The organism is Streptomyces bobili (assembly GCF_002154575.1).
GTDB lineage: Bacteria > Actinomycetota > Actinomycetes > Streptomycetales > Streptomycetaceae > Streptomyces > Streptomyces bobili.
In genome coordinates, this window is record NZ_MUBA01000070.1 from 1 (window position 1) to 25,487 (window position 25,487).

Here is a 25,487-nt window from a genome sequence, read left to right on the forward strand (position 1 = left end):
GACGGCGGCGTTCTCGTCGAAGCGGATGTACGAGCCGTCCGGACGGCGGCGTTCCTTGACGGTGCGAACGATGACCGCCTTGACGACGTCACCCTTCTTCACGTTGCCACCGGGGATCGCGTCCTTGACGGTGGCGACGATGACGTCACCGATGCCCGCGTAGCGGCGACCGGAGCCACCGAGCACACGGATGCAAAGGATTTCCTTCGCACCAGTGTTGTCGGCGACACGCAGTCGCGACTCCTGCTGGATCACGTCTATCTCCTGTTTGTCTGCCGGTTCCCGGCAGACAAACAGGAGATAGACGTGATCCAGCAGGAGTCGCGACTGCGTGTCGCCGACAACACTGGTGCGAAGGAAATCCTTTGCATCCGTGTGCTCGGTGGCTCCGGTCGCCGCTACGCGGGCATCGGTGACGTCATCGTCGCCACCGTCAAGGACGCGATCCCCGGTGGCAACGTGAAGAAGGGTGACGTCGTCAAGGCGGTCATCGTTCGCACCGTCAAGGAACGCCGCCGTCCGGACGGCTCGTACATCCGCTTCGACGAGAACGCCGCCGTCATTCTGAAGAACGACGGCGACCCTCGCGGCACCCGTATCTTCGGCCCGGTCGGCCGTGAGCTGCGCGAGAAGAAGTTCATGAAGATCATCTCGCTCGCGCCGGAGGTGCTGTAAGCATGAAGATCAAGAAGGGCGACCTGGTCCAGGTCATCACCGGTAAGGACAGGGGCAAGCAGGGCAAGGTCATCGCGGCCTTCCCCCGTGAGGACCGTGTCCTGGTCGAGGGTGTCAACCGGGTCAAGAAGCACACCAAGGCCGGCCCCACCGCCAGCGGTTCTCAGGCCGGCGGCATCGTGACCACCGAAGCCCCCATCCACGTCTCCAACGTTCAGTTGGTCGTGGAGAAGGACGGCAACAAGGTTGTCACGCGTGTCGGTTACCGCTTCGACGACGAGGGCAACAAGATCCGCGTTGCCAAGCGGACGGGTGAGGACATCTGATGGCTACCACCACCACTCCGCGTCTGAAGACGAAGTACCGCGAAGAGATCGCGGGCAAGCTGCGTGACGAGTTCCAGTACGAGAACGTCATGCAGATCCCCGGCCTCGTCAAGATCGTGGTCAACATGGGTGTCGGCGACGCCGCCCGTGACTCGAAGCTCATGGACGGTGCCGTCCGTGACCTGACCACCATCACCGGTCAGAAGCCGGCCATCACCAAGGCCCGCAAGTCCATCGCGCAGTTCAAGCTGCGCGAGGGTCAGCCGATCGGTGCTCACGTCACGCTCCGTGGCGACCGCATGTGGGAGTTCCTGGACCGCACCCTGTCGCTGGCGCTTCCGCGCATCCGCGACTTCCGCGGTCTGTCCCCCAAGCAGTTCGACGGCCGTGGCAACTACACCTTCGGTCTCACGGAGCAGGTCATGTTCCACGAGATCGACCAGGACAAGATCGACCGCGTCCGGGGTATGGACATCACCGTGGTCACCACGGCGACCAACGACGCTGAGGGCCGTGCGCTCCTTCGTCACCTCGGCTTCCCCTTCAAGGAGGCGTGAGCGAGATGGCGAAGAAGGCTCTGATTGCCAAGGCTGCTCGTAAGCCCAAGTTCGGAGTACGCGGCTACACGCGCTGCCAGCGCTGCGGCCGTCCGCACTCCGTGTACCGCAAGTTCGGCCTCTGCCGCGTGTGCCTTCGTGAGATGGCTCACCGTGGCGAGCTGCCGGGCGTGACCAAGAGCTCCTGGTAATCCCCTAATTCGGGATTCCTGAGCTCTCGGTAAGTAAAGGGCAGTGTCAGGTGCCCTCCCCTACATGCCGTAGGCTAGGAGGGTTGGGCGCCTGACGCCCGTACGACTTACTACGCCGTAGGTCCACCGCGCCGCACCCGTCCCGTCTCGGATCGGGGAGAGGGATGGCGCACCAGGAAACCCCGGCGAGAGAGGCCACAGGCCAACTCATGACCATGACTGATCCGATCGCAGACATGCTGACGCGTCTGCGGAACGCGAACTCGGCGTACCACGACTCCGTGACGATGCCGGCATCGAAGATCAAGTCTCACATCGCGGAGATCCTCCAGCAGGAGGGCTTCATCACGGGCTGGAAGATCGAGGACGCCGAGGTGGGTAAGAACCTCACCCTCGAGCTGAAGTTCGGTCCCAACCGTGAGCGCTCCATCGCGGGCATCAAGCGGATCTCCAAGCCCGGTCTCCGGGTTTACGCGAAGTCCACCTCCCTGCCCAAGGTGCTGGGCGGCCTCGGCGTGGCGATCATCTCCACGTCGCACGGTCTCCTCACCGACAAGCAGGCCGGCAAGAAGGGCGTAGGCGGAGAAGTTCTCGCCTACGTCTGGTAGCGGAAGGGAACGGAGGAAACAGCTATGTCGCGCATTGGCAAGCTCCCTATCACGGTTCCCGCCGGCGTGGACGTCACCATCGACGGCCAGACGGTTTCGGTCAAGGGCCCCAAGGGCTCGCTGACCCACACCGTCGTTGCGCCGATCGAGATCGCCAAGGGTGAGGACGGCGTTCTGAACGTCACCCGCCCCAACGACGAGCGTCAGAGCAAGGCCCTGCACGGCCTGTCCCGCACGCTGGTGGCGAACATGATCACCGGCGTGACCCAGGGTTACGTGAAGAAGCTCGAAATCAGTGGTGTCGGTTACCGCGTGACCGCCAAGGGCTCGAACCTCGAGTTCGCGCTCGGTTACAGCCACCCGATCACCGTCGAAGCCCCCGAGGGAATCACCTTCAAGGTGGAGAACCCGACCCGTTTCCAGGTCGAGGGCATCGACAAGCAGAAGGTCGGCGAGGTTGCGGCCAACATCCGCAAGCTGCGCAAGCCCGACCCGTACAAGGCCAAGGGTGTCAAGTACGAGGGCGAAGTCATCCGCCGCAAGGTCGGAAAGGCGGGTAAGTAAGCCATGGCATACGGGCAGAAGATCCTGAAGGGCGACGCCTACAAGCGTGCCGCGATCAAGCGCCGTCACATCCGGATCCGCAAGCGGATCGCCGGTACGTCGGAGCGCCCGCGTCTGGTCGTCACTCGCTCCAACCGCCACATCGTGGCGCAGGTGATCGACGACCTCAAGGGCCACACCCTGGCTTCGGCGTCCACACTGGACACGTCGATCCGCGGTGCGGAGGGCGACAAGTCGGCGCAGGCCAAGCAGGTCGGCGCCCTGGTCGCAGAGCGTGCCAAGGCCGCCGGTGTCGAGGCCGTCGTTTTCGACCGTGGTGGTAACCAGTACGCCGGGCGCATTGCCGCTCTGGCGGACGCAGCCCGCGAGGCCGGACTCAAGTTCTGAGTCCTGGTTCCGTAGCTAGCGGAGACAGAGAGAGGTAATTCCAATGGCTGGACCCCAGCGCCGCGGTGGCGGTGCCGGTGGCGGCGAGCGGCGGGACCGGAAGGGCCGTGACGGTGGCGCAGCTGCTGCCGAGAAGACCGCGTACGTTGAGCGCGTCGTCGCGATCAACCGCGTCGCCAAGGTAGTGAAGGGTGGTCGTCGCTTCAGCTTCACCGCGCTGGTCGTGGTGGGCGATGGTGACGGCACCGTCGGTGTCGGTTACGGCAAGGCCAAGGAGGTGCCGGCCGCGATCGCCAAGGGTGTTGAAGAGGCCAAGAAGCACTTCTTCAAGGTCCCCCGTATCCAGGGCACCATCCCGCACCCGATCACGGGTGAGAAGGCGGCGGGCGTCGTCCTGCTCAAGCCGGCGTCCCCCGGTACCGGCGTTATCGCCGGTGGCCCGGTGCGTGCCGTGCTCGAGTGCGCAGGCGTTCACGACATCCTGTCGAAGTCGCTCGGCTCGTCGAACGCGATCAACATCGTGCACGCGACCGTGGAGGCCCTGAAGGGTCTGCAGCGTCCCGAGGAGATCGCGGCTCGCCGTGGTCTGCCGCTCGAGGACGTCGCTCCCGCGGCTCTGCTGCGTGCGCGTGCCGGGGCTGGTGCTGCGTAATGGCTCAGCTCAAGATCACGCAGACGAAGTCGTACATCGGCAGCAAGCAGAACCACCGTGACACCCTGCGTTCGCTCGGGCTCAAGCGCCTGAACGACGTGGTTGTCAAGGAGGACCGCCCCGAGTTCCGCGGAATGGTTCACACCGTCCGCCACCTCGTGACGGTCGAGGAGGTCGACTGATCATGGCGGAGAACAACCCGCTCAAGATCCACAACCTCCGTCCCGCCCCGGGCGCCAAGACCGCCAAGACCCGTGTGGGTCGTGGTGAGGCGTCGAAGGGTAAGACGGCTGGTCGTGGTACCAAGGGCACGAAGGCTCGTTACCAGGTTCCGGCGCGCTTCGAGGGTGGGCAGATGCCCCTCCACATGCGCCTTCCGAAGCTCAAGGGCTTCCGGAACCCGTTCAAGGTCGCGTTCCAGGTCGTGAACCTCGACAAGCTGGCGGAGCTGTACCCGGAGGGTGGCGAGGTCACCGTCGAGGGTCTCGTCGCCAAGGGTGCCGTTCGCAAGAACAGCCTCGTCAAGGTCCTCGGCCAGGGCGAGATCTCCGTGGCGCTCCAGGTGACGGTCGACGCCGTCTCCGGGTCCGCCAAGGAGAAGATCACCGCCGCCGGCGGTACCGTCACCGAGCTCGTCTGAACACCACAGGCGCCTCGATGACCTGAGCGATCCCGACCGGGGATACCCCACAAAAGGGGTATCCCCGGTTGGTCGTTCCTAGGGCGGCAGTGTCGCCGGTAAGGTGGCCTGCACTGCCCTCTTTCACAAGGTGCTTCCGATGGGGCACCTTGGGCGGCAGTCGACCGTTACACATGTCGTTGTTCTTATTGGAACCTCAACACCGTCACCCTTGACGCAGACGCGCGGGGGTCGCAGGAGGCACCGTGCTCACCGCGTTCGCCCGGGCGTTCAAGACGCCCGACCTGCGCAACAAGCTGCTCTTCACGCTCGGCATCATCGTGGTCTACCGGGTCGGCACCCATGTCCCGATCCCGGGTGTCGACTACAAGAGCGTCCAGACCTGCGTGGACGAGGCATCCGGCAACCAGGGCCTCTTCGGTCTGGTCAACATGTTCAGCGGCGGCGCGCTGCTGCAGATCACGATCTTCGCGCTGGGCATCATGCCGTACATCACGGCGAGCATCATCCTTCAGCTGCTGACCGTGGTCATTCCACGCCTGGAAGCGCTCAAGAAGGAGGGCCAGTCCGGTACGGCGAAGATCACCCAGTACACCCGGTACCTCACCGTGGCACTCGCCATCCTTCAGGGCACCGGCCTGGTGGCCACCGCCCGTAGCGGCGCGCTGTTCTCGGGTTGCTCGGTGGCCGGCCAGATCGTCCCGGACCGCGCGATCTTCACCACCATCACGATGGTCATCTGCATGACCGCCGGCACGGCCGCCGTCATGTGGCTCGGTGAGCTGATCACCGACCGCGGCATCGGCAACGGCATGTCGATCCTGATGTTCATCTCGATCGCCGCGACCTTCCCCTCCGCGCTGTGGGCCATCAAGAAGCAGGGCACGCTGGCCGACGGCTGGATCGAGTTCGGCACGGTCATCCTCGTCGGCCTCGTCATGGTCGGCCTGGTCGTCTTCGTCGAGCAGGCCCAGCGCCGCATTCCCGTGCAGTACGCGAAGCGCATGATCGGCCGCCGGTCCTACGGCGGCACCTCGACGTACATCCCGCTGAAGGTGAACCAGGCCGGTGTGATCCCGGTCATCTTCGCCTCGTCGCTGCTCTACATTCCGGCGCTGATCGTCCAGTTCTCCAATTCGCAGGCAGGCTGGGCGACCTGGATCACACAGAACCTGGCGGACACGGCGGCGCCCGCGCACATCACTCTCTACTTCTTCCTGATTGTCTTCTTCGCGTTCTTCTACGTGGCCATTTCCTTCAACCCCGAGGAAGTAGCCGACAACATGAAGAAGTATGGTGGCTTCATCCCGGGCATCCGGGCTGGCCGACCGACCGCTGAGTACCTGAGTTACGTACTCAACCGGATCACCTGGCCGGGTTCGCTGTATCTGGGGCTTATCGCTCTCGTGCCGACGATGGCGTTGGCTGGTTTCGGGGCAAACCAGAACTTCCCGTTCGGTGGCACCAGCATCCTGATCATCGTGGGTGTCGGGCTGGAGACGGTGAAGCAGATCGAGAGCCAGCTCCAGCAGCGCAATTACGAAGGGTTCCTCCGCTGATGCGTATCGTCCTCGTCGGGCCGCCGGGTGCCGGTAAGGGAACGCAGGCCACTCGCCTTGCCGAGAAGCTGCGCGTACCCCACATCTCCACGGGCGACCTGTTCCGCGCCAACATCAGCCAGCAGACGGAGCTCGGGAAACTCGCGAAGTCCTACATGGACGCCGGCAACCTCGTCCCTGACGAGGTCACCATCGCCATGGCGAAGGACCGCATGGAGCAGCCGGACGCCGAGCGCGGCTTCCTGCTCGACGGTTTCCCGCGCAATGTCTCGCAGGCCGAGGCGCTGGACGAGCTCCTCACCACCGAGGGCATCAAGCTGGACGCGGTACTGGACCTGGAAGCTCCCGAGGAGGAGGTCGTCAAGCGGATCGCCGGCCGGCGTATCTGCCGTAACGACTCCTCGCACGTCTTCCACGAGACGTACAAGAAGCCGTCGAAGGACGGCGTCTGTGACGTCTGTGGCGGGGAGCTGTACCAGCGCGACGACGACTCCGAGGACACCGTCCGCACGCGGCTGGAGGTCTACCACACGCAGACCGAGCCGATCATCGACTACTACAAGGCACAGGGCCTGGTCGTGACGATCGAGGCCATGGGCCCGGTGGACGAGGTCACCGGCCGTGCGCTGGCGGCACTGAAGCGCGAGGACGACGGCCAGTAGGTCTCCGTCCCGGGTACGGCCGTGGAGTCCTCCGGGACGCCACGGCCGTACTGTTGTGTACGTATATGTCATCGACCGACCTGAGTGACGGAGAGCGCAGGCCCCCCATGGTCCAGATCAAGAGCCCCGAGCAGATCGCCAAGATGCGTGCGGCGGGCCTGGTCGTCGCCGCCATCCACGCGGCGACGCGGGAAGCGGCGGTGCCGGGGGCGTCGACGAAGGACCTCGACGAGGTCGCCCGCAAGGTCCTCGCCGAGCACGGTGCGAAGTCGAACTTCCTCGGCTACGGCGGTTTCCCCGCGACCATCTGCACCTCGGTGAACGACGTCGTCGTCCACGGCATCCCCTCCGACGAGGTCGTCCTCAAGGACGGGGACATCATCTCCATCGACTGCGGCGCGATCGTCGACGGCTGGCACGGCGACGCCGCCTACACCGCCTTCGTCGGCTCCGGTCACGCCCCGGAGCTGATCGAGCTCTCCCGGGTGACCGAGGAGTCGATGTGGGCCGGCATCGCCGCGATGAAGCTGGGCAACCGGCTGGTCGACGTGTCCCGGGCCATCGAGACGTACATCCGCCGCCAGCCGAAGCCGGGCGGTGGCCGCTACGGGATCATCGAGGACTACGGCGGCCACGGCATCGGCACCGAGATGCACATGGACCCGCACCTGCTGAACTACGTCGACCGCAAGCGGGGCAAGGGGCCGAAGCTGGTTCCCGGTTTCTGCCTGGCCATCGAGCCGATGGTGTCGCTGGGGACGCCGCGGACGGAGGTCCTCTCGGACGACTGGACCGTCATCACGACGGACGGGACCTGGTCCTCGCACTGGGAGCACTCGGTCGCGCTGACGGAGCAGGGGCCGCTGGTGCTGACGGCGGTGGACGGCGGCAAGGCGAAGCTGGCCGAGCACGGGGTCGAGGCCGCGGCGGACCCGCTGGGCTAGAGGGTGCCGGGCGGGGGCTCGAGGTTCTTTGCTCGCCCCCGCCGCCCCTTCCGTGCCCTGCCCCTGGGGGCTGTCGCCCCCCGAACTCTTCTTGCCTCGCTTAAGGATCTCCCTTGCGGGGCACACTTCCTTGGCCCCGATTCGTGTTTCCTGGTGCGCTGACGTAGACTGACTCGTCGGCTCTTGTGCACCCGCATGTCTGTATGCGCCCGTAAGGGAAAGCCCAGGAGTCGATCAAGGTAGTCGATTCGAAGGGCGAAGCGTGGCCAAGAAGCAAGGTGCCATCGAGATCGAGGGCACTGTCGTCGAGTCTCTTCCGAACGCGATGTTCAGGGTTGAGCTCCAGAACGGCCACCAGGTCCTGGCGCACATCAGTGGCAAGATGCGCATGCACTACATCCGCATCCTCCCTGATGACCGGGTCGTGGTGGAGCTGTCTCCGTACGACCTGACGCGTGGCCGGATCGTCTACCGGTACAAGTAGATCTTGCCCAGGGCCCCCGTGCGTTCCCGCACGGGGTGACCGGCAACTGACCCGGAGAACCTGACATCCCATGAAGGTCAAGCCGAGCGTCAAGAAGATCTGCGACAAGTGCAGGGTGATCCGCCGTCATGGTCGGGTCATGGTGATTTGCGAGAACCCGCGCCACAAGCAGCGCCAGGGCTGATCGCACTCAGGTCTCCACCCTCTGCATCACGCAGAACTTCGCGCGACGCGAGCTGAATATGTTCATACGCAGAGCCCAGACCTCAGGTCTGACACCCCCGGTTCGGAGGCCGGGGACCCAGTCCGTACCAAATCTTCCCAGGAAGAGGCCGGCGGCTGGGACACGGTTCTGTGGAAGACCTCCGAAGATCACCAGGAGCCATTGAATGGCACGCGTTTCCGGTGTTGACATCCCGCGCGAAAAGCGCGTGGAGGTCGCCCTCACCTACGTGTTCGGCATCGGCCGAACCCTGTCCCAGGAGACGCTGGCTGCGACCGGCGTCGACCCGAACACCCGCGTTCGCGACCTCTCCGAGGAGCAGCTCGTCGCGATCCGCGAGTACGTGGACGCCAACATCAAGACCGAGGGTGACCTCCGTCGCGAGATCCAGGCCGACATCCGCCGCAAGGTCGAGATCGGCTGCTACCAGGGTCTCCGTCACCGTCGTGGTCTGCCCGTCCGCGGTCAGCGCACCAGCACGAACGCTCGTACCCGCAAGGGCCCGCGTCGCGCCATCGCCGGCAAGAAGAAGCCGGGCAAGAAGTAGTCCGCAGCAGACGCACTGTGCGTTCTGGGGGATGCCCCCCGGACCTCCGAAGCGGTCTTCGCTGTAGGACCGACCACCTCCCGTAGGAGTAATAGATGCCCCCCAAGGGTCGTCAGGGCGCTGCCAAGAAGGTGCGCCGCAAGGAAAAGAAGAACGTCGCGCATGGCCAGGCGCACATCAAGAGCACGTTCAACAACACGATCGTGTCCATCACGGACCCGGCCGGAAACGTGATCTCGTGGGCCTCCGCCGGCCACGTCGGTTTCAAGGGCTCGCGCAAGTCCACGCCGTTCGCCGCGCAGATGGCCGCCGAGTCGGCTGCCCGTCGCGCGCAGGAGCACGGCATGCGCAAGGTCGACGTGTTCGTCAAGGGTCCGGGCGCCGGTCGTGAGACCGCCATCCGTTCGCTGCAGGCCACGGGCCTCGAGGTCGGCTCCATCCAGGACGTCACCCCGACGCCCCACAATGGCTGCCGTCCGCCCAAGCGTCGCCGCGTCTGACGCACGGCTGCTTGTCGGACTGAGGTTGTCGGGCGGTATGGCTCTTGCGAGTCATATCGCCCGTACCCTTGTCTCATATCAGGGCGTCAAATAGCGGGCGCCCCTGACAGAAGGAACGCACCATGCTGATCGCTCAGCGTCCGTCACTGACCGAAGAGGTCGTCGACGAGTTCCGCTCCCGGTTCGTGATCGAGCCGCTGGAGCCGGGCTTCGGCTACACCCTCGGCAACTCCCTCCGTCGCACGCTCCTCTCGTCGATCCCGGGTGCGGCGGTCACGTCCATCCGCGTCGACGGTGTCCTGCACGAGTTCACCACCGTGCCGGGCGTCAAGGAGGACGTCACCGACCTGATCCTCAACATCAAGCAGCTCGTCGTCTCCTCGGAGCACGACGAGCCCGTCGTGATGTACCTGCGCAAGCAGGGTCCGGGTCTGGTCACCGCCGCCGACATCGCGCCCCCGGCCGGTGTCGAGGTGCACAACCCCGACCTGGTCCTCGCCACGCTCAACGGCAAGGGCAAGCTGGAGATGGAACTGACGGTCGAGCGTGGCCGCGGTTACGTCTCCGCCGTGCAGAACAAGCAGATCGGTCAGGAGATCGGGCGCATCCCGGTCGACTCGATCTACTCGCCGGTTCTCAAGGTCACGTACAAGGTCGAGGCCACGCGTGTCGAGCAGCGCACCGACTTCGACAAGCTGATCGTCGACGTCGAGACCAAGCAGTCGATGCGCCCGCGTGACGCCATGGCGTCGGCCGGCAAGACCCTGGTCGAGCTGTTCGGTCTCGCCCGCGAGCTGAACATCGACGCCGAGGGCATCGACATGGGCCCGTCCCCCACGGACGCCGCCCTCGCCGCCGACCTGGTCCTGCCGATCGAGGACCTGGAGCTCACCGTCCGGTCGTACAACTGCCTCAAGCGTGAGGGTGTCCACTCCGTGGGCGAGCTGGTCGCCCGCTCCGAGGCCGACCTGCTCGACATCCGCAACTTCGGTGCGAAGTCGATCGACGAGGTCAAGGCGAAGCTGGCCGGCATGGGCCTCGGCCTCAAGGACAGCCCGCCCGGATTCGACCCCACCGCCGCCGCCGACGCCCTCGGCGCCGACGACGACGCGGACGCGGGTTTTGTGGAGACCGAGCAGTACTGATCGGTCTCCCCTCCGGGAGCGCCCCTGCGGGGCTGCTCCCGGATCTCCGACGGGCGACCGCCCGCTCGGATACTGACTCCGGTACCTGGTACGGCCGGGGCAGACACTGAGGAGAAAGACCATGCCGAAGCCCGCCAAGGGTGCCCGTCTGGGCGGCAGCGCCGCGCACGAGAAGCTGCTTCTCGCGAACCTCGCGAAGCAGCTGTTCGAGCACGGCCGTATCACCACCACCGAGGCGAAGGCCCGCCGTCTGCGGCCGTACGCCGAGCGTCTGGTCACCAAGGGCAAGAAGGGTGACCTTCACAACCGTCGCCAGGTGCTCCAGGTCATCTCGGACAAGAGCATCGTGCACACGCTCTTCACCGAGATCGGTCCGCGTTACGAGAACCGCCCGGGTGGCTACACCCGTATCACCAAGATCGGTAACCGTCGTGGCGACAACGCGCCCATGGCTGTCATCGAGCTGGTCGAGGCGCTGACCGTGTCGCAGCAGGCGACCGGTGAGGCCGAGGCCGCGACGAAGCGCGCGGTCAAGGAAGACGCCCTGAAGAAGGACGAGGCCGTCGAGGCCAAGTCCGACGAGGTCGTCGAGGACGCTGCCGAGGCCAAGGCCGAGGACGCGTCCGAGGAGTCGAAGGACGCCTGAGGCTCTGCCTTGCGTGTGAGCGGGTCCGCCCTTCGGGGCGGGCCCGCTCTCGCGTTGTCGAGAGGATCTAGGGGTGAGTGACGAAGTACAGCCCGGTTTCGTACGGGTGCGGCTGGACCTGTCCTACGACGGGGCGGAGTTCTCCGGGTGGGCCAAGCAGGCCGGCGGGCGGCGGACCGTGCAGGGGGAGATCGAGGACGCCCTGCGTACGGTCACCCGGTCGGGAGAGACGTACGAGCTGACCGTGGCCGGGCGTACGGACGCCGGGGTGCACGCGCGGGGGCAGGTCGCGCATGTCGATCTGCCGCGCGAGGTCTGGGCGGAGCATCACGCGAAGCTGCTCAAGCGGCTCGCCGGGCGGCTCTCCAGGGACGTACGGGTGTGGGCGCTGCGGGAGGCCCCCAGTGGCTTCAACGCGCGGTTCTCGGCGGTCTGGCGGCGGTACGCGTACCGGGTCACCGACAACCCGGGCGGGGTGGACCCGCTGCTGCGCGGTCACGTCCTCTGGCACGACTGGCCGCTCGACGTCGACGCCATGAACGAGGCGGCCGGGCGGCTGCTCGGGGAGCACGACTTCGCGGCCTACTGCAAGCGGCGCGAGGGGGCGACCACGATCCGCACCCTTCAGGAGCTGAGCCTGGTGCGCGGTGACGACGGGATCGTCACGGCGACCGTGCGGGCCGACGCCTTCTGCCACAACATGGTGCGCTCGCTGATCGGTGCGCTGCTGTTCGTGGGCGACGGGCACCGGGGGCCGGAGTGGCCGGCGAAGGTGCTGGCCGCGGGCGTACGGGACTCGGCGGTGCATGTCGTACGGCCGCACGGGCTGACGCTGGAGGAGGTCGGCTATCCGGCCGACGAGTTGCTGGCCGCGCGCAACAAGGAGGCGCGGAACAGGCGGACGCTGCCTGGGGCCGGGTGCTGCTGACCCGGCCCCGGTCGGTCTAAGTCACTGGTTCGCCGCCGCCGATGCCTGGGTCTCGCCGCGGCGGCGGATCTGCTGGAACGTGAACTCCGCGAGGCCGTCCCCGGCGGCGAAGACCTGGGTGTCCTTGGTCGTCACGTCCTTGCCGGCCGTGAAGCCGGTGATCGTGAAGTAGGCGTAGCGGCCGTAGGAGTTGGTCGTCGAGCGGCAGATCGCGCCGGCGCAGAAGGACTTGGCGTCGGTGCCGGTCAGCGCCTTGACGATGCTGCTCTTGTCGGCCTGGCCCTTGGCCTTGAGGGCCTGGGCCTCGGTGTCGAAGACGGCCACGCCGACCGTCACGGCGACGCCGTCCTTGACGTAGGTCACGCGCATCAGGCGGGTGCAGTTGTTGTCGGTCAGCACCTTGGGCAGGGTGCCCTGGACGGCGGTGACGCAGTTGGTGGTGTCGGCCTTCGCGGCCTTCTTGTAGACGGCCGAGCCCATCGTCAGCTGTCTGCCCGGGAACATGATGTCCGGGCCGTTGGGCGCGCTGTCCTTGGCCTTGCTGGAGACGAACTCCTTGGGGTCCAGCGGCGGCGGGGCGCTGGTCGGGGCGAAGGACGGGGTCGCGGACGCGCTCGGCAGGTCGGCGGTGGCGGGCAGCGAGGACGGCCGGCCCGACGCCTCGTCACTGCCGTTCGCCGACACCACGGCCATGGCGACGGCGGTGCCGACGCCGAGTGTCGCGAGCACGCCCCCGCCTATCAGCAGCAGCCGGCGGCGCTTGTTGCGCGATTCCGACGCCTCGGCGAGCGCGGCCCAGTCCGGCGTCGGGTCCGTGGCGCCGCTGGTCCACGGCTGCTCGGAGTTCCGTTTCCAGGGATCCCACTGGGACTGAGGTCCCCCCTGCCCATAGCTCATGGGCCGCATCTTAGACGGGGCCGGAGGTGTGCTGTTCCGCCTCAACAAGCTCCGCTGCCCCTAGCGTTCGGGGAATGAGTACGGGCAAAGACGACATCTCAGGGTGGTTGGTACGGCGTTCTCCCTGGCCGCCATGGCTGGGCCTGGTCGCGGTGCTGGGCGTGCTGACCGGGCATGTGGCGCGGGCCACCCCGGACGGCGGCATGGACAACGCGATCGTCGTCCGGGCGGCACGCGCCTGGCTGGAAGGGCGCTCCCCGTACGACGATCCGCACTTCCTGTATCTGCCGGGAGCGGTGCTCGCCGCCGTACCGCAGGCGCTGCTGCCGCCGGAGCTGCTGCGGGTGCTGGTGCCGTCGGCGGTCATGGCCTGTCTGGTGGGCGGCTGGGTGTGCGCGCTGCGGCTGCACCGGGTGCCGCTGGACAGCCGGCTCGCGGCGCTCGGGCTGACCGCGCTCGCCGCGGGCTTCGCGCCCTTCGGGCATCTGGTGCGGCTCGGCAACTGGACGGTGACGGCGGTCCTGGCCCTGCCGCTGGGGCTGCTGCTGATCAGCCGGGGCCGCTGGACGGCGGCGGGCGCGGTGCTCGGTGCCGCCCTGGCGCTGAAGCCGCTGCTGGCCCCGCTGGCGCTGCTGTTCCTCTTCGCGGGCCGGTGGAAGGCGCTCGCCGTGCTGGCCGCGGTGCCGGCGCTGGCCTCGGGGGCGTGCGCCCTGCTGCTGCCCGACCCGGCCGGCTTCTTCACCCGGACCCTGCCGTTCCTGCTGCACGGCCAGGACGCCTTCGTACGGCTCTACGAGGCCTCCCCGGGGGCCGTGCTGCCGCGGCTGGGGGTGCCGCAGCTCGCGGCCCGCTCCCTCGCGCTGGCGGCCTGCGCCGCGGGACTGGTGGCGGCGTACCGGCGCTGGCGTCGTGCCGAACCCGGCCCGCTGAGGCTCTCCGAGACCGCGGCGGGGCTGATGCTTTCGGTGTTCCTGGTCTCACGGCCGTCGTACGACCACTATCTGGTGGTCGTCGTGCCGCTGCTGCTCGCTGGGCTGCCGTACGCGGGTTCGGTGGCGCGGGGGCCGTGGTTCTGGCTGGCGATGGTGCCCCAGCTGCCCGGTCTGACCTGGCCTTATCTGGAACAGGTGCAGCGCCGGGCCTTCAAGGACGCGGTGACGTTGTGCCTGCTGGCGGCCACGGTGGCCGTGCACCGGGCGGACCGGAGGGCGAGGACGGGACCGTCCCGGCCGACGGGTGGGAGCGCGCGGGCGGCTGTTCCCGGCGGCGATCACATTTACACTGGGTGAGAAGAAGCAGTGATGCCCGGCGGCCAAAGGCCTCGTTTTGACCCGGCCCAGCCACCGCAGGTATCCTGCATCTTCGTTGTGTATTGGCTTGCTCATTCTCACGGGACGGGCCCTTACACCGGTCCACCGGGCCGATGACCAGCGACCTGCACGCGGTATGCGTCCCGCGGTGCGGTCAGGGCTGTCGTGATCGTCTTCGGTGACCTTGTCAGGACCACTCACTCGAAGCGAAGGCTACGAACCGTGCGTACGTACAGCCCCAAGCCCGGCGATGTGACGCGCCAGTGGCACGTCATCGACGCTCAGGACATCGTCCTGGGTCGTCTCGCCAGCACCACCGCCTCCATCCTGCGCGGCAAGCACAAGCCGATCTACGCACCTCACGTCGACACCGGTGACTTCGTCATCATCATCAACGCCGACAAGGTGCACCTGTCCGGCAACAAGCGGACCCAGAAGATGGCCTACCGCCACTCCGGCTACCCGGGTGGTCTGCGCTCCGTCCGTTACGACGAGCTGCTGGACAAGAACCCCGAGAAGGCCATCGAGAAGGCCGTCAAGGGCATGCTCCCGAAGAACACGCTGGGCCGTCAGATGCTCTCGAAGCTGAAGGTCTACAGGGGTGACCAGCACCCGCACGGCGCGCAGCAGCCGCAGCCGTACGAGATCACCCAGGTCGCGCAGTAAGTCCGGCCACACCACCCCAAGCTAAGAGAATCTGAGGAGAACCGTGGCCGAGACCACTGCCGAGCAGCCGCTCGAAGAGCTTGACATCGACAGCTACACCACCGAGTCCGAGGTGCCCGTCGAGGGCGAGTACACCTCGGAGTCGCTGGCCTCCCGCTTCGGCGAGCCGCAGCCGGCCGCCGGCCTGGGCCGTCGTAAGAACGCCATCGCCCGCGTCCGGATCGTTCCGGGCACCGGCAAGTGGAAGATCAACGGTCGCACCCTCGAGGACTACTTCCCGAACAAGGTGCACCAGCAGGAAGTCAACGAGCCGTTCAAGGTCCTCGAGCTCGAGGGTCGCTACGACGTCATCGCCCGCATCTCCGGCGGCGGTGTCTCCGGTCAGGCCGGTGCGCTCCGTCTCGGTGTCGCCCGCGCGCTGAACGAGGCCGACGTCGACAACAACCGCGGCGCCCTCAAGAAGGCCGGCTTCCTCACGCGTGACGACCGTGCGGTCGAGCGCAAGAAGGCCGGTCTCAAGAAGGCCCGTAAGGCCCCGCAGTACAGCAAGCGTTAAGCTTCGCTGCCTGCTCGTACGGGCTGCGGGCCGATCGGCCCGCTCCTACGTACTCCGAACGCCCCGGCGGCACGCCACAGTGCCGCCGGGGCGTTCGTTTTCTCGCAGCCGTGGGCGTATAACGGCACAAGGTGCTCAAAGGCTTGTGTGATCGGATGTTCAGGGCATCGAATGCCTGACCGCGGGAGCCGCGCTGATCCGTCGACGCGCCGCACGGCTTTCGAAACTGACGCTTCCTCAGGAGGACAAGTGGGACGACTCTTCGGCACGGACGGCGTGCGCGGTGTCGCCAACGTGGATCTCACGGCCGAGATGGCGCTCGGCCTCTCCGTCGCGGCGGCGCATGTGCTGGCCGAGGCGGGCACGTTCGAGGGCCATCGTCCGGTGGCGGTCGTCGGACGGGACCCGCGTGCGTCCGGGGAGTTCCTCGAAGCGGCCGTCGTGGCCGGCCTGGCCAGCGCGGGCGTCGACGTCCTGCGGGTCGGCGTGCTGCCGACGCCGGCGGTCGCCTACCTGACCGGCTCGCTCGGTGCGGACCTCGGCGTGATGCTCTCCGCGAGTCACAACGCCATGCCGGACAACGGCATCAAGTTCTTCGCCCGCGGCGGCCACAAGCTCGCCGACGAGCTGGAGGGCAGGATCGAGGCGATCTACGACGAGCACCGCACCGGCGCTCCCTGGGACCGCCCGACCGGTTCCGGTGTCGGCCGCGTGCGCTCGTACGACGAGGGCTTCGACCGCTACGTCGCCCATCTGATCGCCGTACTCCCGAACCGGCTCGACGGGATGAAGATCGTCCTCGACGAGGCCCACGGTGCCGCCGCCCGTGTCTCGCCGGAAGCCTTCACCCGGGCCGGAGCCGAGATCGTCACGATCGGCGCCGAGCCCGACGGGCTCAACATCAACGACGGCTGCGGCTCGACCCACCTGGGCAAGCTGAAGGCCGCCGTCGTCGAGCACGGAGCCGCTCTCGGTATCGCCCACGACGGTGACGCCGACCGCTGCCTCGCCGTGGACCACACCGGCGCGGAGGTCGACGGGGACCAGATCCTCGCCGTGCTCGCGCTCGCGATGAAGGAGCGGGGCGCCCTGCGCTCGGACACCGTCGTCGCGACCGTCATGTCCAACCTCGGCTTCAAGCTGGCGATGGAAGCCCAGGGCATCTCGCTGGTCCAGGCCGCGGTGGGCGACCGGTACGTGCTGGAGGAGATGAAGCAGCACGGGTACGCCCTCGGCGGTGAGCAGTCCGGCCACGTGATCATCCTCGACCACGCGACCACCGGTGACGGCACCCTGACCGGGCTCATGCTGGCGGCGCGGGTCGCGCAGAGCGGACGGACGCTTCGGGAGCTGGCGTCCGTCATGGAGCGGCTGCCGCAGGTACTGATCAACGTCCCCGACGTGGACCGGTCCCGGGTCGCCAGCTCGGCCGACCTCGCCGCCGCGGTCGGCGAGGCGGAGCGTGAGCTGGGGGCCACCGGGCGGGTTCTGCTGCGGCCCTCCGGGACCGAGCCGCTGGTCCGGGTCATGGTGGAGGCGGCGGACATCGACCAGGCCCGGTCCGTCGCGGGGCGGCTGGCCGATGTGGTGAAGTCGGCGCTCGGTTAACTCCGGTCGTTCCGGGAAGGTGCGCGGCTCTGTTACCCGGTGACTTTCTGTTGCCGGGTCCAGAGCCACTTCTGGATCAGCAGGGTCGCGATTCCCGCCAGGATGATGCCCAGCAGGTTCAGCAGGAGTTGTTCCGAGGAGCGCAGGGTCTGGTTGGTGTCGCCGTAGATCAGGGCCACGGCCGCGTTGGCGGCGGCCGGGACCGTGGTGACCGAGATGGCGACGCCGACCAGGGCGCCCGACTTCGACGAGGTGAGCGAGAGGGTGCCGGCGGCTCCGGCGAGGACCGCCACGACGAAGGAGAACCAGTCCGGGGCGTAGATGAAGCCCGTGTTCGGACGGTCGGCCTCCAACTGGTCCTTGGTGAACAGACCCACGGCGTCCATGAAGTAACTGAAGCCCACCGTCACCGCCATGGCTACCGCGAAGCCCACCAGCAGGGCGATCAGGGAACGCAGGGCCAGACGCGGGGCGCGGTGTACGGCGGCCGTGCAGATGCCGGCCAGTGGGCCGAACTCCGGGCCGACCGCCATCGCGCCCACGATCAGGATCGCGTTGTCGAGCACTACACCGCAGGCCGCGATCATCGTGGCCAGGGTGATGAAGGCGAGGTAGGTGACCGAGAGGGTCGACTCCTCGTGGGTCGCGTCCACCAGGTGTTCCCACAGGACCGCGTCGGCGCCCTCGCCCGGAGCGTCCGACTCGGCCTTGTCGGCCCGCGCGGACAGTGACAGGTCGATGTTCTCCACGGCGATCGAGCCGGTCTGCGCCAGGCCCAACTTCTGGAGCCCGGTGAGGAGTTGGTCGCCCGCCTCGCGGGCCACGTCGCACGTCACGACGTCGCCCCCAGGGCTGCGGGCGGCGCCCGGAAACACCGCGAGGTGGGCGGTGCCGACCGTGTTCTCGATCAGGCGGATCGCGTCGTCGGTGCTGTCGGGCGGAGTGATCAGGCGCAGGTGCAGCATGGCGCCCTTTCTAACAGGCCGGGATCACCGCTCGCGAGGCCGGGCGGCAGGCTCGGATCACGGAGCCGGCGCGGTTGCGTGGCGGGCCCGGATCACGGAGCGAGGCCGGGCGGGATCACAGCTTGCGCAGGCTCAGTCGCTGCACCGTGTGATCGGGGCCCTTGCGGACGACGAGGGCGGCCCGGCCGCGGGTGGGGGCGATGTTCTCCACCAGGTTGGGCTTGTTGATGGTCCGCCACATCGTGCGGGCGTACTCGAGTGCCTCCTCCTCGGAGACCTGGGTGTACTTGCGGAAGTACGAGTGCGGGTCCTGGAAGGCGGTCGCGCGCAGCTTGCGGAAGCGGTTGAGGTACCAGCGCTCAATGTCCTCGACGCGGGCGTCGACGTACACGCTGAAGTCGAAGTAGTCGGCGAGGCCGACGCGGGTGCGTCCGTCCTTGCCGGGGAGCGCCGGCTGCAGGACGTTCAGGCCCTCGACGATGAGGATGTCGGGGCGGCGCACCGTGAGGCGCCGGTCGGGGACGATGTCGTAGATCAGGTGGGAGTAGACGGGGGCGGTGACCTCGTCCTTGCCGGCCTTGATGTCGGCGACGAAGCGGGTGAGGGCGCGGCGGTCGTAGGACTCGGGGAAACCTTTCCGCGACAGCAGGCCGCGGGACTCCAGCTCCTTGGTGGGGAGCAGGAAGCCGTCGGTGGTGACCAGCTCGACGCGCGGGTGTTCCGGCCAGCGGGACAGCAGGGCCTGGAGGAGGCGGGCGACCGTGGACTTGCCCACCGCCACCGAGCCGGCGACCCCTATGACGAACGGGGTGCCGGACTGGGAGCCCTGTTCGCCGAGGAAGGTGTTCAGGGCCGAGCGCAGGCCGTCGGTGGCGCCCACGTAGAGGTTCAGCAGCCGGGACAGTGGCAGGTAGATGTCACGGACCTCGTCGAGGTCGATGACGTCACCGAGGCCGCGCAGCTGTTCGACCTCGTCGGCCGTGAGCGGCTGCGGCGTCTTGTCGCGCAGGGCGCTCCACTCGGAACGGGTGAGGTCGACGTAGGGAGTCGCCTCCGGCTTGTGCCGGTGGGCGCTCCGGGGCATCGGGGAGACCGGAGAGATCACAGTCCATTGTTAACGGAGTTTGAACAGGACGACAGGTGGGATCCGTCACCCCTGCCCACCCCCGTGGGAATTTCCGAAATCGGGCACGTGGAGGCTCTTTCGGGGCGCTCTCCCGCCGTACGCTGCCGGGCATGTGTGGAATCGTGGGATACGTGGGGTCTCAGTCCGCTCTCGAGGTCGTCATGGCCGGGCTGAAGCGGCTGGAGTACCGGGGCTACGACTCGGCGGGTGTCGCCGTCCTGGCGGACGGGGGACTCGCCGCCGCCAAGAAGGCGGGCAAACTCGTCAATCTGGAGAAGGAACTGGGGGCCCGGCCGCTGCCGGCCGGGACGACGGGCCTCGGGCACACACGCTGGGCCACGCACGGCGGGCCCACCGATGCCAACGCCCACCCCCATCTCGACAACGCCGGACGTGTCTGCGTCGTGCACAACGGGATCATCGAGAACTTCGCCCTGCTGCGGGCCGAACTGGCCGAGCGCGGGCACGAGTTGCTGTCCGACACCGACACCGAGGCCGTGGCGCACCTGCTCGCCGAGGAGTACTCCGCCACGGGCGACCTCGCGGAGGCCATGCGGCTGGTGTGCCGCCGGCTGGAGGGGGCGTTCACGCTGGTCGCGGTGCACGCCGACGAACCGGACGTGGTGGTCGGCGCGCGCCGGAACTCGCCGCTGGTGGTGGGCGTTGGGGAGGGTGAGGCCTTTCTCGCCTCGGACGTCGCCGCGTTCATCGCCCACACGCGGTCGGCGATCGAGCTGGGTCAGGACCAGGTGGTGGAGCTGCGCCGGGACGGGGTGACGGTCACCGGCTTCGACGGCAGTCCGGCCGAGGTGCGGTCGTACCACGTCGACTGGGACGCGTCGGCCGCGGAAAAGGGGGGTTATGACTACTTCATGCTCAAGGAGATCGCCGAGCAGCCCAAGGCTGTCGCCGATACCCTGCTCGGCCGGATCGACGCCTCCGGGGCGCTGACCCTCGACGAGGTGCGGATCCCGGCCGCCGAGCTGCGCGAGGTCGACAAGGTCGTCATCGTCGCCTGCGGTACGGCGTTCCACGCGGGCCTGATCGCCAAGTACGCCATCGAGCACTGGACGCGCATCCCGTGCGAGGTGGAGCTGGCCAGCGAGTTCCGGTACCGGGACCCCATCCTGGGAGCGCGGTCGCTGGTGATCGCGATCTCGCAGTCCGGCGAGACCATGGACACGCTCATGGCGCTGCGGCACGCCCGCGAGCAGGGCTCCAAGGTGCTGGCGATCTGCAACACCAACGGGTCGACCATTCCGCGTGAGTCGGACGCGGTGCTGTACACCCACGCCGGGCCGGAGGTGGCCGTCGCCTCCACCAAGGCGTTCCTGACGCAGTTGGTGGCCTGCTATCTCGTGGCCCTGTACCTCGGCCAGGTGCGCGGCACCCAGTGGGGGGACGAGATCCGGGCCGTCGTGCGGGATCTGGCGCGGATCTCCGGGGAGGTCGAGCGGGTGCTGGAGACCATGGAGCCGGTGCGGGAGCTGGCGCGGTCGCTCGCGGGCAAGGACACCGTGCTGTTCCTCGGTCGGCACGTGGGCTATCCGGTGGCGCTGGAGGGCGCGTTGAAGCTGAAGGAGCTGGCGTACATGCACGCCGAGGGCTTCGCGGCCGGTGAGCTGAAGCACGGGCCGATCGCGCTCATCGAGGAGGACCTGCCGGTCGTCGTCGTGGTGCCGTCCCCGCGGGCGCGGTCGGTGCTGCACGACAAGATCGTGTCCAACATCCAGGAGATCCGGGCGCGGGGGGCGCGGACGATCGTGATCGCGGAGGAGGGGGACGAGGAGGTCGTGCCGTACGCCGACCATCTGGTGCGGATTCCCGTGACGCCGACGCTGCTGCAGCCGCTGGTGGCGACGGTGCCGTTGCAGGTGTTCGCCTGCGAGCTGGCCACGGCGCGGGGCAACGAGGTGGATCAGCCCCGCAACCTGGCGAAGTCGGTCACGGTGGAGTGAGGTGCGAGCGTCCCACGGGTGGAGTGCCGTCGGGGGAGACGGCGTCCACCCGTGGGAAGGCCCCGCCGGTCAGCCGCGCGCCAGCTTGCGGCGCTTGTTCGCCGTGCCGGTCCAGCGGAGCAGGGCCAGTTCCAGGGCGATGATGCCCAGGGTGCCGGTGATCGGCGGTATGCGGCCGTCGTCGATCCGGTCGACGATCAGGTACACGCCGAGGCAGGCCCAGGCCACGGCCAGCACGGCCAGCAGGACGACCAGGGCAGTCCAGCCCCAGCCTTCCGCGGTGCGCCGCTTCCCGGCGGGCTCCGGGGTCCGCTTGCGCGGCTGTGGGATCTGCTCCGGTTCGCGGGCCGGCATGGGGACCACGGACTCGGCGGGAACGGCCGCGTCCAGGGCCGCGACGCGTTCCGCGGTGATGCCCTCGAAGAGGGTCGGCTCGACGGTGACCGCGAACCCGTCGTGGCCGGTGAGGGCGCGGGCGCCGTCCGGCCGCGTGGTCATCGCGGCGCAGGCGTCGTAGCGGACCGTGACCGGGCCCTTCGGCGTCGTCAGGGTGACGCCCTCGGTGCCGATGACCAGCGTGACCTGGTCGTCCTCCAGGGAGGTGTGCCGGGTGCCGGTGACGGCGGCCGGCGAGTACTGCGGGGCGAGGGTGAAGCCCGCCCAGTCGACGCCCCGGCCCGGCACCTGGAGCAGTGCGCCGTCCCACGTCCGGCGGGCGACCTCGTGCAGGTCGGCGACCGTCACCGCTTCCAGCTCGGCCCTGTGCTGCTCGGGGGAGAGGATCCGGTGCCCGAGCAGCAGGCTCAGCGCGTACGAGGGGAGGCTGGCGGCGCCGAGGTCGGGGGCGTCGTACATCTTGAGGAGCTTGCCGCGCACGGAATCCAGTTCGGACTGCTCGATGCGGCCCGCGCGCAGCCGGGCGAGGGTGTCGACGAAGGCGCCGACGACCGCGTCCTGCTTCTTCGGCAGGGAGTCCGCGTAGGCGGTGAGGGTGGCGAACTCGGCGTCGCGCGGGGAGTAGTCGGCCTCGGCGGTGTAGGAGTAGCCGCCCTCCTGGCGCAGGTCCTGGAAGAGGGCCCGGCCGAGGACGTCCGCGAAGACGGAGGCCGCGGTGGAGCGGGGCAGCACCGCGGTGAGCACGACCTGGCCGTCGTCGCCGTGGATGTAGGCCGGGGTGACGGGCAGCGCGCTGGTCGCGGCCGGGGCGGGCGAGCGGGTGCCGGCGGGGAGGCTGAGGTCGAGGCCCTCGGGTACGCGGTCGCTGGTGATCCACAGCACCGCGTTGTCCCGGGTGAAGCGGGTCTCGGCCCAGTGCCGCACCCGGTCGGGGGTGAGGCCCCAGGTGCCCAGCTCGTTGTAGCTGGACAGGCCGTAGCCCTGGGCGCCGTACCGCCACAGCGCGAGCGGGGAGCTGGGGCCGCTGCCGCGGCTCGCCGCCTCGGTGCGCAGGATCTCCTTCTCGGTCTCCAGCCGGTCCATCGGCAGGTCCCGCAGGCCGGCGCAGACGCTGTTGAGGTAGGTGACGACCTCCTCCTCGCTGCCGGTGACGTGGAAGAGCGTGTACGCGTTCGCCGTCGTGCCGTTGTAGTGCAGGTCGGACAGGCCGAGGCGGTGCAGGGCGAGGTGCTCGACGAGATGGGTGATGCCGGCGGTGGCCAGGGTCTCGTCGGCGCGGCCCACCCGGAAGAAGAGGCCGGCGGTGACCTCGTTGCCGGAGCCGGCGGTGTAGAGGGTGGGGACGCCCTGGGTGGTGGTGTGCGAGAGCAGGCCGTCGAGGGCGGCGAGGCCGCTCTGGTCGTGCAGGTCGGTGGTCATGTGCCGGTGCCCCCTAGGCCTGTGTCGCGAGCTTGCGGAACTTCAGGAACGACGCCTTCGGGTCGCCCGCGTACTGCCACGGGAACTCCGTCGCCCGGTCGCCGAGGAAGGCGAAGTGCCGGGCCGCGTCGGCGTGGTGGCCGCCGACCGAGAAGGCGAACGCGAAGACGCTGTGCGCGCCGACGGAGTACCAGTCGGGGCGGTAGCCGGGGTGCAGGACCGACACCTGCGCGGCGAACCGCAGGTCGTCGCGGACCGGCACGCCCCGCAGGTAGGCCGTGTCCTCGGGGCTGTCCAGGTCCAGCCAGTGCTCGATGTGGGCGACGGCCACCAGGGTCGCGGAGGTGGAGCCGTCCGGCGCGCCGGACGCGCACTCACGGGCGAAGCCGTGCGCGGCCTCCCAGGTGCCGCCCCACTTGGGGCAGAGCTGCTGGAGAAGCTGCGTCTGCGCCCGGTAGTGGTGCGGGTGGTGGGCGGCCAGCCGGTCGTAGCGGCGGCGCGCCTCGGCCTGCCCCAGCTGCAGGCCGCGCGCGGTGGTCAGCCGTACGGTCCAGGCGGGGGCGTATGCCGGCTGCTCCGCGCACACGTCGATCAGCAGTTGCTCGGCCCGGCGGAGCCAGGAGTGGAACTGCGCGAACTGGTCCTGCGAGACGTTCTGCGCGCGGGCGCCGCTGCGGATGTCCCAGCCGATGTGGACGTACCGCTCGGCGAGGAGGGTGCGGGGCAGCGGGTCGCCGGGAAGTTCGGCGACCGCCCGTTCCAGGAAGGTCTCGACGCCGGGGATCTCGGCGAGGACGGACGACACCGCGGAGATCTTGTCGGCGGAGTCCAGGCGCGCGGCGAAGGCCCGGACCGCGGGCCAGTCACCGGCCTGCGCGGCTGTGCGCAGCGGGATCAGTTCGGGTGTGTTGTCGTACGGGTCGAAGGTCGGTCCCGGAGAGCCCGTGGTTCTGCCGCTGGTGGTACTGCTCAATGCCCCCGCCCCCTGGCGATGCCGACCGCGCGCGCCGACTGGCCCCCCAGGGCGCGGGCGGTGAAGTGATGGGTGTGACGTGTGCGTGTGTGCTGGGTGAGTGCCGCGTGTGACTCTTTGATCGGATGTGATCAAGTCGCCGCAGGCTAGCAGCCGCCTCCGACAATCGCGTGGGCGACCGGGGCGGTCGGTTTTCCCGCCGTAGGGTGCTCGGCATGAGCATCATCGGGGTCGGCATCGACGTGGCCGAGATCGACCGGTTCGCGGCATCGCTGGAGCGCACGCCCGGACTGGCCAGACGCCTCTTCCTGGACAGCGAGTTGCTGCTGCCGAGCGGGCACCGGCGGGGTCCCGCCTCGCTGGCGGCGCGGTTCGCGGCGAAGGAGGCCCTCGCCAAGGCGCTGGGCGCTCCCGCGGGACTGCTGTGGACCGACGCGGAGGTGTACGTGGAGGACAGTGGGCAGCCACGGCTGCGCGTTCGGGGGAGTGTCGCCGCACGGGCCGCCGAACTGGGCGTGACGTCATGGCATGTGTCGCTGAGTCATGATGCGGGCGTCGCCTCTGCGGTGGTCGTCGCAGAGGGGTAGGCGGACGGGGCAGGGTGGGGCGGGGCAGGGTGGTTCTCCAAGGTCCCGCCGGTCCGTGCCCCGCGCGCGGCCCGGTGTTTGACTGGGCGTATGCGTACTGCCTATTGCGTGGACACCGTTCGGGCCGCCGAGCGGGACCTGATGGCGCGGCTCCCGGAGGGGGCCCTCATGCAGCGGGCCGCCGCCGGGCTCGCCGCGGCCTGTGCCGACCTGATGGGGCGGGTGTACGGGCGCCGGGTCGTCCTGCTCGTCGGGAGCGGCGACAACGGCGGTGACGCCCTGTACGCCGGGGCCCGGCTTGCCCGGCGCGGCGCGGGCGTGACGGCCGTACCGCTCTCTCCCGGACGCACGCACGCCGGCGGGCTTGCCGCCCTGCGGCGGGCCGGTGGACGGACCGTGGCGCCCGAGGACGCCGCCGGGCCGATCCGGCGGGCCGACGTCGTCCTCGACGGCATCGTCGGCATCGGCGGGCGGGGCGGGCTGCGCGAGGACGCGGCACGGCTCGCCGCGCTGGCCGACGGGTCGCGGGCCGTCGTCGTCGCCGTCGACCTGCCCAGCGGCGTCGAGGCCGACACGGGGGAGGTGCGGGGCGCCGCCGTGCGGGCCGACCTCACCGTCACCTTCGGGACGCACAAGCCCGGCCTGCTGGTCGATCCGGCGCGCGAGTACGCCGGGTCGGTGCGGCTCGTCGACATCGGCCTCGACCTGCCCGGCGAGCCGGAGCTGGAGGCACTCCAACACGCCGACGTGGCCCGGCTGTTGCCCGTGCCGGGCCACGTCGGCGTGTT

At 68.8% G+C, this 25,487-nt stretch carries 33 protein-coding genes; 27 read left to right on the forward strand and 6 right to left on the reverse strand.

Annotated features, from left to right (window positions below):
• The coding region (gene rplN, locus BZL64_RS06790; protein WP_086767142.1) for a 50S ribosomal protein L14 at positions 1-255 on the reverse strand (255 nt) is incomplete at its 3' end.
• A gap of 51 nt (positions 256-306) precedes the next feature.
• Between rplN (BZL64_RS06790) and rplN (BZL64_RS06795) the strand changes: the two genes are divergently transcribed.
• From rplN (BZL64_RS06795) to truA, 20 genes are all read left to right on the forward strand, one after another.
• Complete coding sequence (gene rplN, locus BZL64_RS06795; protein WP_003998823.1) at positions 307-675, forward strand: 50S ribosomal protein L14; 369 nt, start codon at positions 307-309, stop codon at positions 673-675.
• Between the two features lie 2 nt (positions 676-677).
• Entirely contained in the window at positions 678-1,001 is a 324-nt protein-coding gene (gene rplX / locus BZL64_RS06800; RefSeq protein ID WP_073491922.1) for a 50S ribosomal protein L24, read from the forward strand.
• Positions 1,001-1,558, forward strand: coding sequence for a 50S ribosomal protein L5 (rplE, locus tag BZL64_RS06805; protein ID WP_086767144.1), 558 nt, complete (start codon positions 1,001-1,003; stop codon positions 1,556-1,558). Before rplX ends, rplE begins: the two co-directional genes overlap by 1 nt.
• 5 nt (positions 1,559-1,563) lie before the next feature.
• Complete coding sequence (locus BZL64_RS06810; RefSeq protein ID WP_003948630.1) at positions 1,564-1,749, forward strand: type Z 30S ribosomal protein S14; 186 nt, start codon at positions 1,564-1,566, stop codon at positions 1,747-1,749.
• A 209-nt stretch (positions 1,750-1,958) separates the two neighbouring features.
• A complete protein-coding gene (gene rpsH / locus BZL64_RS06820) occupies positions 1,959-2,357 on the forward strand; it encodes a 30S ribosomal protein S8 (protein ID WP_073491923.1) in 399 nt (132 codons plus the stop codon).
• 24 nt (positions 2,358-2,381) lie between these two features.
• Positions 2,382-2,921: a 50S ribosomal protein L6 gene (rplF, locus tag BZL64_RS06825; RefSeq protein ID WP_073491924.1), complete on the forward strand. Its 540-nt coding sequence runs from the start codon at positions 2,382-2,384 to the stop codon at positions 2,919-2,921.
• Between the two features lie 3 nt (positions 2,922-2,924).
• On the forward strand, positions 2,925-3,308 hold the full coding sequence (gene rplR / locus BZL64_RS06830) for a 50S ribosomal protein L18 (RefSeq protein ID WP_073491925.1): 384 nt from the start codon (positions 2,925-2,927) through the stop codon (positions 3,306-3,308).
• Positions 3,309-3,351: 43 nt separating this feature from the next.
• Entirely contained in the window at positions 3,352-3,960 is a 609-nt protein-coding gene (rpsE, locus tag BZL64_RS06835; RefSeq protein WP_013001409.1) for a 30S ribosomal protein S5, read from the forward strand.
• A complete protein-coding gene (gene rpmD / locus BZL64_RS06840) occupies positions 3,960-4,142 on the forward strand; it encodes a 50S ribosomal protein L30 (RefSeq protein WP_030788246.1) in 183 nt (60 codons plus the stop codon). The genes rpsE and rpmD overlap by 1 nt, the downstream gene beginning before the upstream one ends.
• Before the next feature lie 2 nt (positions 4,143-4,144).
• Entirely contained in the window at positions 4,145-4,600 is a 456-nt protein-coding gene (rplO, locus tag BZL64_RS06845) for a 50S ribosomal protein L15 (RefSeq protein WP_086767146.1), read from the forward strand.
• Between the two features lie 245 nt (positions 4,601-4,845).
• Entirely contained in the window at positions 4,846-6,159 is a 1,314-nt protein-coding gene (secY, locus tag BZL64_RS06850) for a preprotein translocase subunit SecY (RefSeq protein WP_073491927.1), read from the forward strand.
• A complete protein-coding gene (locus BZL64_RS06855; protein WP_086767147.1) occupies positions 6,159-6,821 on the forward strand; it encodes an adenylate kinase in 663 nt (220 codons plus the stop codon). The genes secY and BZL64_RS06855 overlap by 1 nt, the downstream gene beginning before the upstream one ends.
• Before the next feature lie 107 nt (positions 6,822-6,928).
• Positions 6,929-7,765, forward strand: a complete 837-nt coding sequence (map, locus tag BZL64_RS06860) for a type I methionyl aminopeptidase (RefSeq protein WP_086767149.1) — start codon at positions 6,929-6,931, stop codon at positions 7,763-7,765.
• 262 nt (positions 7,766-8,027) lie between these two features.
• Positions 8,028-8,249 carry a translation initiation factor IF-1 gene (gene infA / locus BZL64_RS06865; protein ID WP_004927214.1) on the forward strand — a complete coding sequence of 74 codons (222 nt, stop codon included), beginning with the start codon at positions 8,028-8,030 and terminating at the stop codon, positions 8,247-8,249.
• 70 nt (positions 8,250-8,319) lie between these two features.
• A complete protein-coding gene (gene rpmJ / locus BZL64_RS06870; RefSeq protein ID WP_003998809.1) occupies positions 8,320-8,433 on the forward strand; it encodes a 50S ribosomal protein L36 in 114 nt (37 codons plus the stop codon).
• 205 nt (positions 8,434-8,638) lie between these two features.
• Positions 8,639-9,019 carry a 30S ribosomal protein S13 gene (gene rpsM, locus BZL64_RS06875; RefSeq protein WP_020132619.1) on the forward strand — a complete coding sequence of 127 codons (381 nt, stop codon included), beginning with the start codon at positions 8,639-8,641 and terminating at the stop codon, positions 9,017-9,019.
• Between the two features lie 95 nt (positions 9,020-9,114).
• A complete protein-coding gene (rpsK, locus tag BZL64_RS06880) occupies positions 9,115-9,519 on the forward strand; it encodes a 30S ribosomal protein S11 (protein WP_010354218.1) in 405 nt (134 codons plus the stop codon).
• Positions 9,520-9,641: 122 nt separating this feature from the next.
• A complete protein-coding gene (locus BZL64_RS06885; protein ID WP_086767151.1) occupies positions 9,642-10,664 on the forward strand; it encodes a DNA-directed RNA polymerase subunit alpha in 1,023 nt (340 codons plus the stop codon).
• Positions 10,665-10,785: 121 nt separating this feature from the next.
• Positions 10,786-11,310 (forward strand): 50S ribosomal protein L17, encoded by a 525-nt coding sequence (gene rplQ / locus BZL64_RS06890; protein WP_086767154.1) that lies wholly within the window; start codon positions 10,786-10,788, stop codon positions 11,308-11,310.
• A 73-nt stretch (positions 11,311-11,383) separates the two neighbouring features.
• Positions 11,384-12,238 (forward strand): tRNA pseudouridine(38-40) synthase TruA, encoded by an 855-nt coding sequence (gene truA, locus BZL64_RS06895; RefSeq protein WP_086767156.1) that lies wholly within the window; start codon positions 11,384-11,386, stop codon positions 12,236-12,238.
• Positions 12,239-12,259: 21 nt separating this feature from the next.
• Here the strand turns inward: truA and BZL64_RS06900 are convergent, their stop codons facing one another.
• Positions 12,260-13,135, reverse strand: coding sequence for a hypothetical protein (locus BZL64_RS06900; protein WP_086767158.1), 876 nt, complete (start codon positions 13,133-13,135; stop codon positions 12,260-12,262).
• A gap of 74 nt (positions 13,136-13,209) precedes the next feature.
• On the opposite strand from BZL64_RS06900, the gene BZL64_RS06905 reads away from it, so the two are divergent.
• From BZL64_RS06905 to glmM, 4 genes are all read left to right on the forward strand, one after another.
• Positions 13,210-14,424 (forward strand): glycosyltransferase 87 family protein, encoded by a 1,215-nt coding sequence (locus BZL64_RS06905; RefSeq protein WP_086767161.1) that lies wholly within the window; start codon positions 13,210-13,212, stop codon positions 14,422-14,424.
• Positions 14,425-14,667: 243 nt separating this feature from the next.
• On the forward strand, positions 14,668-15,111 hold the full coding sequence (rplM, locus tag BZL64_RS06910) for a 50S ribosomal protein L13 (RefSeq protein WP_073498030.1): 444 nt from the start codon (positions 14,668-14,670) through the stop codon (positions 15,109-15,111).
• A 43-nt stretch (positions 15,112-15,154) separates the two neighbouring features.
• Complete coding sequence (gene rpsI / locus BZL64_RS06915) at positions 15,155-15,667, forward strand: 30S ribosomal protein S9 (protein ID WP_073498032.1); 513 nt, start codon at positions 15,155-15,157, stop codon at positions 15,665-15,667.
• A 249-nt stretch (positions 15,668-15,916) separates the two neighbouring features.
• Entirely contained in the window at positions 15,917-17,275 is a 1,359-nt protein-coding gene (glmM, locus tag BZL64_RS06920; protein WP_086767163.1) for a phosphoglucosamine mutase, read from the forward strand.
• Positions 17,276-17,307: 32 nt separating this feature from the next.
• Here the strand turns inward: glmM and BZL64_RS06925 are convergent, their stop codons facing one another.
• Both BZL64_RS06925 and coaA read right to left on the reverse strand, forming a co-directional pair.
• Positions 17,308-18,240, reverse strand: a complete 933-nt coding sequence (locus BZL64_RS06925; RefSeq protein ID WP_086767165.1) for a DUF389 domain-containing protein — start codon at positions 18,238-18,240, stop codon at positions 17,308-17,310.
• A 115-nt stretch (positions 18,241-18,355) separates the two neighbouring features.
• A complete protein-coding gene (coaA, locus tag BZL64_RS06930; protein WP_167396098.1) occupies positions 18,356-19,324 on the reverse strand; it encodes a type I pantothenate kinase in 969 nt (322 codons plus the stop codon).
• 152 nt (positions 19,325-19,476) lie between these two features.
• Here coaA and glmS point away from each other — a divergent pair, with 152 nt between their 5' ends.
• Positions 19,477-21,324, forward strand: coding sequence for a glutamine--fructose-6-phosphate transaminase (isomerizing) (glmS, locus tag BZL64_RS06935; RefSeq protein ID WP_086767169.1), 1,848 nt, complete (start codon positions 19,477-19,479; stop codon positions 21,322-21,324).
• 69 nt (positions 21,325-21,393) lie between these two features.
• Here glmS and BZL64_RS06940 read toward each other — a convergent pair whose 3' ends face one another.
• Together BZL64_RS06940 and BZL64_RS06945 are read right to left on the reverse strand one after the other, a co-directional pair.
• On the reverse strand, positions 21,394-23,139 hold the full coding sequence (locus BZL64_RS06940; RefSeq protein ID WP_107430224.1) for a M16 family metallopeptidase: 1,746 nt from the start codon (positions 23,137-23,139) through the stop codon (positions 21,394-21,396).
• Positions 23,140-23,152: 13 nt separating this feature from the next.
• Entirely contained in the window at positions 23,153-24,112 is a 960-nt protein-coding gene (locus BZL64_RS06945) for a hypothetical protein (RefSeq protein ID WP_086767171.1), read from the reverse strand.
• A gap of 215 nt (positions 24,113-24,327) precedes the next feature.
• On the opposite strand from BZL64_RS06945, the gene BZL64_RS06950 reads away from it, so the two are divergent.
• A complete protein-coding gene (locus BZL64_RS06950; protein WP_086767173.1) occupies positions 24,328-24,699 on the forward strand; it encodes a holo-ACP synthase in 372 nt (123 codons plus the stop codon).
• 90 nt (positions 24,700-24,789) lie between these two features.
• Positions 24,790-25,487, forward strand: a 698-nt coding sequence (locus BZL64_RS06955; protein WP_086767175.1) for an NAD(P)H-hydrate epimerase, incomplete at its 3' end; no start/stop codon positions are given.

Coding starts and splice junctions, on each gene's coding strand:
- rplF (WP_073491924.1), top strand. CDS start 2,382: ATGTCGCGCATTGGCAAGCTCCCTATCACGGTTCCCGCCGGCGTGGAC.
- coaA (WP_167396098.1), bottom strand. CDS start 19,324: ATGCCCCGGAGCGCCCACCGGCACAAGCCGGAGGCGACTCCCTACGTC.
- BZL64_RS06885 (WP_086767151.1), top strand. CDS start 9,642: ATGCTGATCGCTCAGCGTCCGTCACTGACCGAAGAGGTCGTCGACGAG.
- rpmJ (WP_003998809.1), top strand. CDS start 8,320: ATGAAGGTCAAGCCGAGCGTCAAGAAGATCTGCGACAAGTGCAGGGTG.
- BZL64_RS06810 (WP_003948630.1), top strand. CDS start 1,564: ATGGCGAAGAAGGCTCTGATTGCCAAGGCTGCTCGTAAGCCCAAGTTC.
- map (WP_086767149.1), top strand. CDS start 6,929: ATGGTCCAGATCAAGAGCCCCGAGCAGATCGCCAAGATGCGTGCGGCG.
- rplQ (WP_086767154.1), top strand. CDS start 10,786: ATGCCGAAGCCCGCCAAGGGTGCCCGTCTGGGCGGCAGCGCCGCGCAC.
- rplO (WP_086767146.1), top strand. CDS start 4,145: ATGGCGGAGAACAACCCGCTCAAGATCCACAACCTCCGTCCCGCCCCG.
- rplR (WP_073491925.1), top strand. CDS start 2,925: ATGGCATACGGGCAGAAGATCCTGAAGGGCGACGCCTACAAGCGTGCC.
- BZL64_RS06950 (WP_086767173.1), top strand. CDS start 24,328: ATGAGCATCATCGGGGTCGGCATCGACGTGGCCGAGATCGACCGGTTC.
- rpmD (WP_030788246.1), top strand. CDS start 3,960: ATGGCTCAGCTCAAGATCACGCAGACGAAGTCGTACATCGGCAGCAAG.
- BZL64_RS06905 (WP_086767161.1), top strand. CDS start 13,210: ATGAGTACGGGCAAAGACGACATCTCAGGGTGGTTGGTACGGCGTTCT.
- rplE (WP_086767144.1), top strand. CDS start 1,001: ATGGCTACCACCACCACTCCGCGTCTGAAGACGAAGTACCGCGAAGAG.
- BZL64_RS06925 (WP_086767165.1), bottom strand. CDS start 18,240: ATGCTGCACCTGCGCCTGATCACTCCGCCCGACAGCACCGACGACGCG.
- rpsM (WP_020132619.1), top strand. CDS start 8,639: ATGGCACGCGTTTCCGGTGTTGACATCCCGCGCGAAAAGCGCGTGGAG.
- glmS (WP_086767169.1), top strand. CDS start 19,477: ATGTGTGGAATCGTGGGATACGTGGGGTCTCAGTCCGCTCTCGAGGTC.
- BZL64_RS06855 (WP_086767147.1), top strand. CDS start 6,159: ATGCGTATCGTCCTCGTCGGGCCGCCGGGTGCCGGTAAGGGAACGCAG.
- rplX (WP_073491922.1), top strand. CDS start 678: ATGAAGATCAAGAAGGGCGACCTGGTCCAGGTCATCACCGGTAAGGAC.
- rpsE (WP_013001409.1), top strand. CDS start 3,352: ATGGCTGGACCCCAGCGCCGCGGTGGCGGTGCCGGTGGCGGCGAGCGG.
- BZL64_RS06940 (WP_107430224.1), bottom strand. CDS start 23,139: ATGACCACCGACCTGCACGACCAGAGCGGCCTCGCCGCCCTCGACGGC.
- BZL64_RS06900 (WP_086767158.1), bottom strand. CDS start 13,135: ATGAGCTATGGGCAGGGGGGACCTCAGTCCCAGTGGGATCCCTGGAAA.
- rpsH (WP_073491923.1), top strand. CDS start 1,959: ATGACCATGACTGATCCGATCGCAGACATGCTGACGCGTCTGCGGAAC.
- rpsK (WP_010354218.1), top strand. CDS start 9,115: ATGCCCCCCAAGGGTCGTCAGGGCGCTGCCAAGAAGGTGCGCCGCAAG.